9 protein-coding genes are annotated in these 13,382 nt (G+C 61.6%); 3 read left to right on the top strand and 6 right to left on the bottom strand.

Translation table 11 applies throughout. From position 1 onward, the window contains the following. The first annotated feature begins 42 nt into the window (after positions 1-42). Together hrpA and ACYP2Q_RS23765 are read left to right on the top strand one after the other, a co-directional pair. Positions 43-3,954: an ATP-dependent RNA helicase HrpA gene (hrpA, locus tag ACYP2Q_RS23770; protein WP_459732724.1), complete on the top strand. Its 3,912-nt coding sequence runs from the start codon at positions 43-45 to the stop codon at positions 3,952-3,954. Between the two features lie 326 nt (positions 3,955-4,280). Then, complete coding sequence (locus ACYP2Q_RS23765) at positions 4,281-5,402, top strand: beta-ketoacyl-ACP synthase III (protein WP_459732723.1); 1,122 nt, start codon at positions 4,281-4,283, stop codon at positions 5,400-5,402. 129 nt (positions 5,403-5,531) lie between these two features. On the opposite strand, the gene ACYP2Q_RS23760 is transcribed toward ACYP2Q_RS23765, so the two are convergent. Continuing rightward, positions 5,532-6,851: a putative porin gene (locus ACYP2Q_RS23760; protein WP_459732722.1), complete on the bottom strand. Its 1,320-nt coding sequence runs from the start codon at positions 6,849-6,851 to the stop codon at positions 5,532-5,534. Positions 6,852-7,133: 282 nt separating this feature from the next. Between ACYP2Q_RS23760 and ACYP2Q_RS23755 the strand changes: the two genes are divergently transcribed. After that, positions 7,134-8,258: a GNAT family N-acetyltransferase gene (locus ACYP2Q_RS23755; protein ID WP_459732721.1), complete on the top strand. Its 1,125-nt coding sequence runs from the start codon at positions 7,134-7,136 to the stop codon at positions 8,256-8,258. A gap of 18 nt (positions 8,259-8,276) precedes the next feature. Here ACYP2Q_RS23755 and aqpZ read toward each other — a convergent pair whose 3' ends face one another. The 5 genes from aqpZ to ACYP2Q_RS23730 form a co-directional block, all read right to left on the bottom strand. Beyond that, a complete protein-coding gene (gene aqpZ / locus ACYP2Q_RS23750; protein ID WP_459732720.1) occupies positions 8,277-8,975 on the bottom strand; it encodes an aquaporin Z in 699 nt (232 codons plus the stop codon). 172 nt (positions 8,976-9,147) lie between these two features. Next, positions 9,148-10,980 (bottom strand): ABC transporter ATP-binding protein, encoded by a 1,833-nt coding sequence (locus ACYP2Q_RS23745; protein ID WP_459732719.1) that lies wholly within the window; start codon positions 10,978-10,980, stop codon positions 9,148-9,150. 92 nt (positions 10,981-11,072) lie between these two features. Next, positions 11,073-11,630 (bottom strand): peptidylprolyl isomerase, encoded by a 558-nt coding sequence (locus tag ACYP2Q_RS23740; protein WP_459732718.1) that lies wholly within the window; start codon positions 11,628-11,630, stop codon positions 11,073-11,075. Positions 11,631-11,633: 3 nt separating this feature from the next. Then, positions 11,634-12,437: an alpha/beta fold hydrolase gene (locus ACYP2Q_RS23735; RefSeq protein ID WP_459732717.1), complete on the bottom strand. Its 804-nt coding sequence runs from the start codon at positions 12,435-12,437 to the stop codon at positions 11,634-11,636. Between the two features lie 14 nt (positions 12,438-12,451). Beyond that, on the bottom strand, positions 12,452-13,375 hold the full coding sequence (locus ACYP2Q_RS23730) for a LysR family transcriptional regulator (protein ID WP_110964427.1): 924 nt from the start codon (positions 13,373-13,375) through the stop codon (positions 12,452-12,454). Positions 13,376-13,382 lie beyond the last annotated feature (7 nt).

The raw sequence follows: 13,382 nt of genomic DNA, 5'->3' as shown, positions 1-13,382 counted from the left end.
AATCGCCCCCCTGCGCCACTAGACGACTGAATTGCGTACCCGATGACCGACGAATCGCCCTCCATCGACAAACTGCTGAAAAACCTCGAACACGCCATGCTCGCCGACCGCCACCGGCTGAGGCGGCAGTTGCTTGAGCTGCGCAAGAAACCCGACGAGGCCAAGCTGGCCCAGTGGGTAGCGCGGATGCAGGCGTCCTGTGACCAGGTGCTGGCGCGCCGCGCCAGCCTGCCGGTGATTCGTTACGACGACAGCCTGCCGATCGCCGCCAAGCGCGACGAAATCAAGCAAGCGCTGGAAAAGCACCAGGTGCTGATCATTGCCGGCGAAACCGGGTCGGGTAAAACCACCCAGTTGCCGAAAATCTGCCTGGAAATCGGCCGCGGCCAACATGGCCTGATCGGCCACACCCAGCCGCGGCGAATCGCTGCGCGAAGCGTGGCCGCCCGGGTGGCCGAGGAACTGGGCACGCCGTTGGGTGCGCTGGTCGGCTATCAGGTGCGGTTCGAAGACCAGAGCGATTCCAACACCCTGATCAAACTGATGACCGACGGCATCCTGCTGGCGGAAACCCAGAACGACCGTTACCTGGAACGCTACGACACGATCATCGTCGACGAGGCCCACGAACGCAGTCTCAACATCGACTTCCTGCTCGGTTACCTGAAAACCCTGCTGCCGCGCCGTCCGGATCTGAAAGTCATCATTACCTCGGCAACCATCGATCTGGAGCGTTTTTCCAAGCATTTCGACGATGCGCCGATTGTCGAAGTCTCCGGCCGTACCTTCCCGGTGGACACCTGGTATCGCCCGCTGACCCTGGAGCAGGACGAGGAGGGCAACCGGGTCGAGGACGACCTGACGGTGGATCAGGCGATCCTCGCCACCCTCGACGAAATCGCCGCCCATGAGCGCAGCGAACGCCGCAGCCCCGGTGACGTGCTGGTGTTCCTGCCCGGCGAGCGCGAGATTCGCGACGCCGCCGACATGCTGCGCAAGGCCCAGCTCAAGCACACCGAGATCCTGCCGTTGTACGCGCGCCTGTCGCCGGCCGAGCAGCAGCGGATTTTCCAGTCGCACCCGGGCCGTCGCGTGGTGCTGGCGACCAACGTCGCGGAAACCTCGCTGACCGTGCCGGGCATCCGCTACGTGATCGACAGCGGCACCGCGCGCATCAGTCGCTACAGCTACCGCGCCAAGGTCCAGCGCCTGCCCATCGAAGCCATTTCCCAGGCCAGCGCCAACCAGCGTAAAGGCCGCTGCGGACGGGTCGAGCCGGGCATCTGCGTGCGCCTCTACAGCGAAGAGGATTTCCTCGGGCGCCCGGAATTCACCGATCCGGAAATCCTGCGGACCAACCTCGCCGCCGTTATCTTGCAGATGCTGCATCTGCGCCTTGGCGAGGTCAGCGCATTCCCGTTCATCGAGCCGCCGGATGGCAAGGCGATCAGCGATGGCTACAACCTGCTGCAAGAACTCTCGGCGGTGGACCGCAACAGCCAACTGACACCGCTCGGTCGCCAGTTGGCGCGACTGCCGGTGGACCCGCGCATGGGCCGCATGCTGCTCGAGGCGGCCAAGCTCGGCAGCCTGCAGGAAGTGCTGATCGTCGCCAGCGCCATGTCGATCCAGGACCCGCGCGAGCGTCCGCCGGAGCGCCAGCAAGCGGCGGATCAGGCCCACGCGCAATGGAAAGATACCGACTCGGACTTCGCCGGGCTGGTCAACCTGTGGCGCGGTTTCGAAGAGCAGCGCCAGGCGCTGACCGCCAGCCCGTTGCGCAACTGGTGTCGCAAGAATTTCCTGAATTACCTGCGCCTGCGCGAATGGCGCGACTCCCATCGCCAGTTGAGCCTGATCTGCCGCGACATGCAGCTGAGCCTCAATAAAGAACCGGCGGATTACCCGAAACTGCACAAGGCGGTGCTGGTTGGCCTGCTCAGCCAGATCGGCCAGAAAACTGAAGACGGCGATTACCTCGGCGCGCGGCAGCGGCGCTTCTGGATTCACCCCTCGTCGGGCATCGGCAAGAAACGTCCGCAGTGGCTGATGACCGCTGAACTGGTGGAAACCACCAAGCTGTATGCGCGCATGGTGGCCAAGATCGATGCCGACTGGATCGAGCCCCTGGCCGGGCACCTGATCAAGAAAAACCACTTCGAACCCCATTGGGAAAAGAAGCGTGGCCAGGTCGTGGCCTTCGAGCAGATCACCCTGTTCGGGCTGATCGTGGTCGGTCGCCGGCCGGTGCACTACGGCCCGGTCGATCCGGTGGTGTCCCGCGAACTGTTCATCCGCGAAGCGCTGGTGCGTGGCGAGATTCAGTCGAAGGCCAAGTGCCTGACGGCCAACAAGCAGCTGCTGGAACAACTCGACGAGCTGGAAGCCAAGGCCCGCCGTCGCGACATTCTCGCCGACGAAGAAACCCTATACGCCTTCTACGATGCGCGGCTGCCGGCAGAGATTCACCAGACCGCAACGTTCGACAGTTGGTATCGGATCAACAGCCAGAAAGACCCGCAGTTGCTGATCATGCGCGAAGAGGACGTGCTGGCCCGCGAAGCCAGTGAAGTCACCGCCCAGCATTATCCGGACACGCTGCACATCGGCGACCTGGAGTTGGCCCTGAGCTACCACTTCGAACCGAATCACCCACGCGACGGCGTGACCTTGCGTGTACCGGCACCGCTGTTGCCGATGCTGCCGCCGGAACGCCTGGAATGGCTAGTGCCGGGAGTGATCGAAGCCAAGTGCATTGCCCTGGTGCGCAACCTGCCCAAGGCCTTGCGCAAGAACTTCGTGCCGGTGCCGGATTTCGTCAAGGCCGCGTTGCAGCGCATGACTTTCGCTGAAGGCTCGTTGCCCCAGGCATTAGGTCGCGAGTTGCTGCGCATGACCGGCGCCCGGGTTAGCGATGAAGCCTGGGCCGAGGCGGCGCAGCAGGTCGAAAGCCATTTGCGGATGAACCTGGAGATCGTCGACGCCCAGGGCAAGTTCCTCGGTGAAGGGCGCGACCTGGCCGAACTGACCGCGCGTTTCGCGCAAGCCAGTCAGGCCGCCCTGGCTGTGCCGCAATCCGCGAAAAGCCAGCAGCCGGTCGAGCCGAAAGTGTTTGCCGCCGTCGCCGAGAAAACCCAACAGAAGATCGCCGGGCTGTCGATGACGGTTTATCCAGCGCTGGTGGAAGAGGCGGGGACGGTCAAGGAAGGACGTTTTTCGACCCCGGCCGAGGCCGAGTTCCAGCATCGCCGCGCCTTGCAGCGTCTGCTGATGCAGCAACTGGCGGAACCGGCGAAGTTCCTTCGCGGCAAGCTGCCGGGCTTGACCGAACTGGGCCTGCTGTATCGCGACATGGGGCGTGTCGATGCATTGGTGGAAGACATTCTGTTGGCCAGCCTCGACAGCTGCATTCTCGACGGTGAAGACCCGCTGCCACGCGACGGTGCCGGGTTGGCCGCGTTGGCCGAACGCAAGCGCGGTGCATGGACCGAACATGCCGAACGCGTGGCCAGGTTGACCCTGGAAATCCTCAAGCACTGGCACGGCCTGCAAAAACGCTTCAAGGGCAAGATCGACCTGGCGCAAGCGGTGGCCCTGAACGACATCAAGCAGCAGCTCAGCCATCTGGTGTATCCGGGGTTTGTCCGGGAAACGCCGATGCAGTGGCTCAAGGAACTGCCGCGCTACCTGAAGGCCATTGAACAGCGTTTCGAAAAAATCGGCGCCCAGGTGCAACGGGACCGGGTCTGGAGCGGCGAGTTGTCCGGGCTCTGGACGCAATACCAGGCCCGCGCCAACAAACACGCCCAGGAAGGCAAGCGCGACCCGCAGCTGGAGTTGTATCGCTGGTGGCTGGAGGAATACCGGGTTTCCCTGTTCGCCCAGCAATTGGGAACCAAGGTGCCAATATCCGACAAACGCCTCAACAAGCAGTGGTCGCAAGTCGAAGCCTGACACGAACCCCTGTAGGAGCGAGCTTGCTCGCGAAAAACCCGAGAGCGCGGCGGGGTGTCAGGCTCGCAGCGTTATCGTTGACAATTTTCGCGAGCAAGCTCGCTCCTACAGGGGAAGTCGTTGCTCATGCAAAAAGGCGCCAAAATCCAAGGTTTATGGCAAACTTCGCGCCTATAAACACCGGCCCCGCGATTTTGAGCCTTCGCCGCCGCGGGCAGGTCGGAATAAAGCGATGCCAGGTTTGCGTCCACGGATGGGAATAGACCCTTTGTGCATTGGTACGCTTGTACCAATGCTTTCTGCCTGAACAGATTAGAGACACGACCATGCATAACGTCGTCATCAGCGGCACCGGCCTGTACACCCCGGCCAACAGCATCTCCAACGAAGAGCTGGTGCAGTCTTTCAATGCTTATGTCGCTCAATTCAACGCCGACAACGCCGAGGCCATTGCCCGCGGTGAAGTCGAGGCGTTGACCGAGTCCAGCGCAGCCTTCATCGAAAAAGCCTCTGGCATCAAAAGCCGCTTTGTCATGGACAAGGAAGGCATTCTCGACCCGCAACGCATGGCACCACGCTTGCCGGAGCGTTCCAACGACGAATGGTCGGTGCTTTGCCAGATGGCCATCGGCGCCGCTGAACAAGCCTTGCAACGTGCCGGCAAGACCGCCGCGGACATCGACGGCGTGATCGTCGCCTGCTCCAACCTGCAACGCGCCTATCCGGCCATTGCCATCGAAGTCCAGGAAGCGCTGGGCATCCAGGGTTTCGGTTTTGACATGAACGTGGCGTGCTCCTCGGCCACCTTCGGCATCCAGGCCGCCGCCAACAGCGTGCAGTTGGGCCAGGCCCGGGCGGTCCTGATGGTCAACCCGGAAGTCTGCACCGGTCACCTGAACTTCCGCGACCGCGACAGCCACTTCATCTTCGGCGATGCCGCGACCGCGGTGATCATCGAGCGCGCTGACCTGGCTACCTCCAGCCACCAGTTCGACATTGTCAGCACCAAACTGCTGACCCAGTTCTCCAACAACATCCGCAACAACTTCGGCTTCCTCAACCGCGCCGCGGAAGAGGGCATCGGTGCCAAGGACAAACTGTTCGTGCAGGAAGGCCGCAAGGTGTTCAAGGAAGTCTGCCCGATGGTCGCCGAGCTGATCGCTGCGCACCTGGAAGAGAATCAACTCAACGTCAATGACGTGAAACGCTTCTGGCTGCACCAGGCCAACCTCAGCATGAACCACCTGATCGTCAAGAAACTGCTGGGACGTGAAGCCACCGAGCAGGAAGCGCCGGTGATCCTCGATACCTATGCCAACACCAGTTCGGCAGGTTCGGTGATTGCGTTCCACAAAAACCAGGACGATCTGGCGGCCGGTTCGCTGGCGGTGCTCAGCTCGTTCGGTGCCGGTTATTCGATTGGTAGCGTTCTGTTGCGCAAGCGCTGATTTGCGGCTTTTTTTGCACCAATAGAAACAGCCCGGCGCTGAAATATCGGAGGATGATGGGGACCGATACATCAACGCCAGGCTGTAAAAGGGGCTCAGGCATCCGTGCCGGAGTCGTGTAGCGGGGAATCAGAACTTCGCTTCGGCATCCAGTTGCAGGGTGTTGATGTCGGAGTCTTTCAGGTTGACGCTGGCGTTGGTGTAGTCGGAAGTCGCCATGAAGTACGTCGCACCCAGAGTGAAGTTCTTGTCCAGCTCGTAGCTGACTTTCAGCTTGCTGCCGCGCGAACCGGTGAAGCCGTTGGCGAAGTCGGAGTCGGTGAAGGCACCCACCACCGCGTTTTGCTGTATGTCGCGGTAGTTGTAGTCCAGGCCAAAGCCGTAGATTTTGGTCTTGACCCCGGCCAGCCAGCCAGTGTCCTGGTTGTTGCTGGCTTCGGCGTTGTGGACGTACTGGCCGTACAGCGACAGCGGCATTGGCAGGCCGCCGATGTCGATCTGGCTGAAACCTTCCCACAGACGGAACTCTTCGCCGGGGCTGTTACCGTTGACGGCCAGCGCGCATGGCGTGGTGGTGGCGGTGCAGAGGCTGTCTTCGTCGTTGTCGTAGTTGTAGAGGCTGCCGCCGACGGTCAATTTCAGGTTGTCGGTAATGGCGAAACGCGCACCCAGCTGGCCAGCGTACAGACGCAAGTCGTGCTTGAACTGCACGCCGTCGCCATCGACGTTGTCCTTGAGGGTGTAGTGGCCGGCGCTGCCAAACAGTTCAGTGTTGCCCAGCGGGTACTTGTAGGTCAGGGCCAGGCCTTCGGGGTTGACGTCACTATCCCAGATGATGTCGCCCATGCTCACCCACGGCTGCAGCATCTTGCCGCCGATTACGTGCAGGTTCTTGATGGCGTCGGGGTGGTAGTCGACATAACCCAGGTCCAGCCAGATCTGCTTCTTGTCGAAGTAGTTGTTCAGGTCCTGGTTGGTGGAACGGGCGTCGTCGCTGCTGCCGGTGGCGATACGGATGCCGGTGTCCACCTGCGGGTTGATTTCACTGAACGCACCCAGGCGGGCACGAATGCGCTGGCGATCCTGGTCCTTGTTGTTGGAAACGCCATCGTTGTGGACGTTTTCCTGACGGAAACGCACGTCGCCCTTGAATTGGGTCTTGGCCGCCCACGCCAGTTTCTGGTCGAAGGTGCTCAGCTCATTGGTTTTCTTCGCGGTGGCCGCGATCTGCTCGTTGGTCTCTTGCTGGGCCTGACGAGCGATTTGCTGGTCTTTCTGATCCCTTGCCAGCTCGGCTTGCAGTTCGCCGTACTGGGCGTTGGTAATCGAACCGTTAGCCCTGAGCATGTCGAGCAGTTTGGCGTCGACTGCGGCGCTGGCCGGAACACTCATGGCCAGCAACAGGCCGCCACACAAGGCCGCCGCAGTTTTCGTGGAAGCAAGACGCATATCAATCTCCGAAGATGAGAGTGGATGGCTGGACCATCCTGGGCACAACCGACCATGGGGTGGACGGAAAACAGTGGCCGGATATAACCCGGCGCTCTAAAAACAGGCGCCAGTATCGCGATGGTTTATTACAGTGCAGTGGCAGAGTGATGGCATGTCTATGACGATGTACAGTCGTCGCGAACCCTTGATCCAGAGCGCTGTCGTCGAAATGACCGTGTGCAATGCACAGCGATAGGCGATACTCGCCAGGCTTCCACGCCATGAAGAGTGAGGATGGTGATGCCGTTGCAACGCCTGCAAAGTCTGTCTGAAATCGACCCGCAAACCTGGGACGCGCTGGTACCCGAGAATCAGCCATTCCTGCGTCACGGCTTTCTCGGCGCGCTGGAAGACAGCGGCAGTGTCGGGCCCCATTCCGGCTGGCAGCCCGAGCATTTGCTGCACATCGAAGGTGATCGGCTGGTCGCGGCGTTGCCCAGCTACCGTAAGTGGCATTCCTACGGCGAATACGTGTTCGACCACGCCTGGGCCGATGCCTGCGAACGCGCGGGCATCGATTACTACCCCAAACTGCTGACGGCCGTGCCATTCAGCCCGGTCAGCGGCCCGCGCTTATTGGCAGCCCGGGTGGAGGATGGTTTTGAATTGCTCAAGAGTCTGCCGGGCTATCTGGAGATCGAACAACTGTCCAGTGCCCACATCAACTTCACCGATCCGTTCACCGACGCCGCGCTGGCCGAACAACCTGGCTGGTTGCAGCGCATCGGTTGTCAGTATCACTGGCAGAACCGCGGTTATCGGGATTTCCAGGATTTTCTCGACGCCCTGAGTTCGCGCAAACGCAAGCAGATGCGCAAGGAGCGCGAGCAAGTGGCGGGGCAGGGGATCGATTTCGAATGGCTCGAAGGCCGGGAATTGACCGAGTCACTGTGGGATTTCGTCTACGCCTGCTACGCCAATACCTACGCCGTGCGTCGGCAAAGACCCTACCTGACGCGGGCGTTTTTCAGTCTGCTGGCTGAGCGCATGCCGCAATCCATTCGCGTGGTATTGGCCAGGCAAGGCTCGCGTCCCGTGGCGATGGCGTTCAGCCTGGTCGGCGGCGACAGTTTTTACGGGCGTTACTGGGGCTGCCTGGCGGAGTTCGATCGGCTGCACTTCGAGACGTGCTTCTATCAGGGCATGGACTACGCAATTGCAAATGGCTTTGCGCGTTTCGATGCTGGCGCCCAGGGTGAGCACAAGTTGATTCGCGGATTCGAGCCGGTCATCACGCACTCCTGGCATTACTTGCGCCATCCGGGCTTGAAGGCGGCCGTGGAGGACTTTTTGCAGCAGGAGCGGATCGGGGTATTGGCCTACGCGGATGAAGCGAAGACCGCCTTGCCTTACCGACAAGGCTGATCTTCGCGGTACTGCCTATCAGCTGGTTTCCTTGCCCAAAAAGCGATACAGCACGCCGCCGACGACCGCACCGAGCAGCGGCGCGACCCAGAACATCCACAGCTGTTGGATCGCCCAGCCACCAACGATCAGCGCCGGGCCGGTGCTGCGTGCCGGGTTGACCGAGGTGTTGGTCACCGGGATTGAAATCAGGTGGATCAGGGTCAGTGCCAGGCCAATGGCGATCGGCGCAAGCCCCGCTGGCGCACGGTTGTCGGTGGCGCCCAGGATGATCAGGATGAACATGGCGGTCATCACCAGTTCACAGACAAATCCCGCCGCCATCGAGTAGCCGCCAGGGGAATGTTCGCCGAATCCGTTGGACGCCAGGCCCGACGCCAGTTCGAAACCGGGCTTGCCGCTGGCAATGAAGTACAGCAGGGCGGCGGCAATCACCGCGCCAATCACCTGGGCGATGATGTAGGCCGGCAGTTCACTGGCCGGAAACCGTCCGCCGACCACCAGCCCCAGCGACACCGCCGGATTGAGGTGGCAACCGGAAATGTGGCCGATGGCGAATGCCATGGTCAGCACGGTCAAGCCAAACGCCAGGGAAACCCCGAGCAAACCGATCCCGACATCCGGGAAAGCGGCGGCCAGCACCGCGCTGCCGCAACCACCCAACACCAGCCAGAAAGTACCTACCAACTCTGTAGCGGAACGTTTGAACAGAGACATGAGAGAGTGTCCTTTCGAGATTTTGCTGCCTTGTGCATCCAGCAGATGGACTGCAGAACCACCTCCAGAACCTTGGCTGAGTACAGCACTGTTTTTGCAAAGTTCCAGTGGGCATAAAAAACCGCCAGCGCCCGGGGTGGGGGGCGTGGCGGTTTTTTATCGGGTACATGGCCTAATCGATCCCGACAAAACCCCCTGTCTGGTGTTGCCACAACCGCGCATACAAACCGCCATGGGCCAGCAACTCGGCGTGACTGCCGGTTTCGGCGATCTTGCCGTTCTCCAGCACCACCAGCCGGTCCATCCGGGCGATGGTCGAGAGACGGTGGGCGATGGCGATCACGGTCTTGCCCTGCATCAGGGTTTCGAGGCTTTCCTGGATGGCCGCTTCGACCTCTGAATCCAGGGCCGACGTGGCCTCGTCCATGATCAGGATCGGCGCGTCCTTGAGCAGCACACGGGCGATGGCGATGCGCTGGCGCTGGCCGCCGGAAAGCTTCACCCCGCGTTCCCCGACATGGGCATCGAAACCGCTGCGGCCTTCGGCGTCCGACAGGCTGGGGATGAAGCCGTCGGCCCGGGCCTTGTGCACCGCTTCCCAGAGTTCGGCATCAGTGGCGTCGGGTTTGCCGTAAAGCAGGTTGTCGCGGATCGAGCGATGCAGCAGGGACGTGTCCTGGGTGATCATGCCGATGCGTTCGCGCAGGCTTTCCTGGCTGACGTCGGCGATGTTCTGGCCGTCGATGAGGATGCGCCCGCCCTCGACGTCATAGAGGCGCAGCAGCAGATTGACCAGGGTCGATTTGCCGGCGCCGGACGGACCGATCAGGCCGATCTTCTCGCCGGGTTTGATCGTCAGGTTGAGCCCGCCGATGATCCCGCTCTGTTTGCCGTAGTGGAAATCCACATTGTCGAAACGCACTTCGCCACGGGCCACCGCCAGAGGTTTGGCCTGGTCACGGTCGGTAACGCTGACCGGCTGGGAAATGCTTTGCAGGCCGTCCTGGACCATGCCGATGTTTTCGAAGATGCCGGTGACCACCCACATGATCCAGCCGGACATGTTGACGATGCGGATCACCAGCCCGGTCGCGAGCGCAATGGCACCCACGCTGATCAGCGACTGCGTCCACAGCCACAGGGCCAGTCCGGTGGTGCCGACGATCAACAGGCCGTTCATGCTGGTGATGACCACGTCCATGCTGGTGACGACACGGCCGGCCAGTTGGGCTTTTTCGGTCTGCTCCTTGATCGCTTCGCGGGCGTATTGCTGCTCGAAGTTGGTGTGGGCAAACAGCTTCAGGGTGGTGATGTTGGTGTAGCCGTCGACGATCCGCCCCATGAGTTTGGAGCGCGCATCGGAGGCCACTACCGAGCGATCCTTGACCCGTGGCACGAAGAAATACAGGGCGCTGATGAACGCGAAGATCCAGGTCAGCAGCGGGATCATCAGGCGCCAGTCGGCTTCGGCGAACAGCACCAGCGAGCTGATGGCGTAGATCAGCACATGCCACAGCGCATCCACCGCTTGTACGGCTGAATCGCGCAGGGAGTTGCCGGTCTGCATGATGCGTTGGGCGATGCGCCCGGCGAAGTCGTTCTGGAAGAAGTTCAGGCTCTGCTTGAGCACGTAGCTGTGGTTCTGCCAGCGGATCAGGCTGGTCATGCTGGGGCTGAGGGTCTGGTGCACCAGCAGGTCGTGCAGGCCGACGAATACCGGGCGCAGCACCAGCGCCACCACCACCATCCAGGTCAGTTCGAGGCCGTGTTCCTTGAAGAAATCGGCGTTGGGCGTGCCCTGGGCCAGGTCGATGATACGGCTCAGGTAACTGAACAGCGCCACTTCGATCAGTGCGCCGACCAGGCCAACGATCAGCAGGGCGGCAAAACTGGGCCAGACCTGCTTGAGGTAATAGGTATAGAACGGCAATACGCGATCCGGCGGTGCCGCTGTCGGGGCGTCGCGGAACACGTCGATCAGTTTTTCAAAACGGCGATAAAGCATCGGTTATTCACCCGCGAACGGGCTCTCCTCCAACGGTTTGAGCGTTGCCGGCAGTACCGGCAACGGCTCGGACATCCTTGTCCAGCTTAGTCTCAGTCGATGCGCTTGGCTGACTTGATGAACACAGGGTCAGCTGGCACATCCTTCATGCCGCTGCGCACGGTGGTTGGCGAATTGACGATGATGTCCACCACGTCCATGCCCTTGACCACTTTGCCGAATACCGCGTAACCGTCACCCTGGTCGAGGAAATCGTTGTCCTTGACGTTGATGAAGAACTGGCTGGTGGCCGAGTCAGGCACCGAGGTACGCGCCATGGACAAGGTGCCACGCACATTGACCAGGCCGTTCTTGTGCTCGTTCTTGATCGGCGCCTTGGTGTCTTTTTGCTGCATTTGTTGAGTGAAGCCGCCACCCTGGACCATGAAGCCCGGGATCACGCGGTGGAAGATCGTGTTGTTGTAGAAACCGCTGTCGACGTACTCAAGGAAGTTCTTGGTACTGATCGGGGCCTTGACCGGGTCCAGTTCGATTTCGATCTGGCCGTTGGTGGTGTCCAGTAGAACGTGCGGCGCCTTGGCAGGCGTTGCTGCCATCAGGTTGGCGGCAAACAGAACGGAGCCAGCGGCGAGGGCGATTTTTTTCAGCATGGGTCAGTGATCCTGAGGGGTGGTGTCGACTGCGGCGAGAAACTCCAGCAGCGTCTGGTTGAAGCGTTCGGGTTGATCCAGCGGGGTGGCGTGACGCGAATCGGCGATCACTGCCAGCCGCGCATTGGGCAGCAGTCTTACGTAGTTTTCCTTCAGCGCGACCGGCGTGTAGTCACGGTCGGCGCTGACGATGAGGGTTGGACAGGTGAGCTTTGACAGTCGTTCCTGAACCCCCCAGCCAACAATGGCATCGAAGCTGGCGAGATAAGCACGTTTGTCGTTTTTTGCCCAGCGATCGGCCATCTTTTGTCGCAAATCGGCCTGCTCCGGCTTGGGGAACAGTTTGCCACCCAGGGCCTGGCCAATGGTGCGCAGACTGAGTGCACGCATCAGGCTCCAGCGCTTGAACCACTGCCAGTAATCGTCGCGGCTGCGCAACTTGACCTCCGGTGCGCTATTGACGATGCACAGGCTCTTGAGCAATTGCGGCTGGTCCACGCCCAGTTGAAAGCCGATCATGCCACCCATGGACAATCCTACGTAATGGAGCGGCCCCAGGTTCAGGTGCTCGATCAGCGCCACCAGGTCGGCGCTGAACCCGGCGATGCTGTAGCGCTCGCGGGGTTTGTCGGAGCGCCCGTGGCCGCGCACATCCGGGACGATCACCCGGTAGCGGGCGGCCAGCGCCGGGATCTGTTCTTCCCAGTCCAGGGTGCTGGAGCCCAGGCCGTGGACCAGCAGCAACGGCGCGCCGTGCCCATATTCCTCATAGTGCAGGTTGCAACCTTCGTGTTCGAAATAGGCCATGCGTTACCTCCATGTCAGGCTTGTTCTGGGGCGGCGAACGGTGCGTCCAGTGGTGCGGTGTCGAATGTGCGCAACAGCTCGATGAGAATCTGCGTCGCCGGGCCGAGCGGTTTGTCCTTGTTCGAGTACAGGTAAAAACTCGGGTTACGGCTGCCGCCCTGGTCCAACGGTAGCAGCTTGAGCGTACCTTCCTTGAGTTCCCGTTCGATCATGTGCCTTGGCAACCAGGCAAAGCCCAGCCCGCTGCCGACGAAAGTGGCGGCGGTGGCCAGGCTGCCGACGGTCCAGCGCTGTTCGGCACCGAGCCAGCCGACGTCCCGCGGCTGCTGGCGACCGGAGTCGCGGATGACCACTTGCAGCTGGCTTTCCAGGTCCTGGAAATTCAGTTCGCGATTGAGCCGGTGCAGGGGGTGTTCCGGATGGGCGACCGCGACGAATTCGACGTCGCTCAATTCCGCGCCCAGGTAACCGGGAATGCTGAAACCGCTGATGGCCAGGTCGGCCACGCCTTCGAGCAGCACCTCTTCCACGCCCGACAGCACCTCTTCACGCAGGCGCACGCGGCAGCCACGGCTTTGCGGCATGAACGCGGTCAGCGCACGGACCAGGCGGGCGCTCGGGTAGGCGGCGTCGACCACCAGGCGCACTTCGGCTTCCCAGCCCTGCTCCATGTGATGGGCCAGGTCTTCGAGCTGGCTGGCCTGTTTCACCAGTTGGCGGGAGCGACGCAACAACACGCCGCCCGCCTCGGTGAGGACTGCTTTGCGCCCATCGATGCGCAGCAACGGCACGCCGAGCTGGTCCTGCATGCGCGCTACGGTGTAGCTGACCGACGATTGCGAGCGATGCAGCGCTTCGGCGGCCTGGGCGAAGCCACCGTGGTCGACCACGGCCTGAAGCGTTCGCCATTGATCAAGGGTCACGCGGGGCGCTTTCATGATGGGC

Source organism: Pseudomonas sp. MHK4 (genome assembly GCF_054600775.1).
Note: the sequence above shows the minus strand (reverse complement) of the source record. Positions and strands in the feature narration are given on the sequence as shown.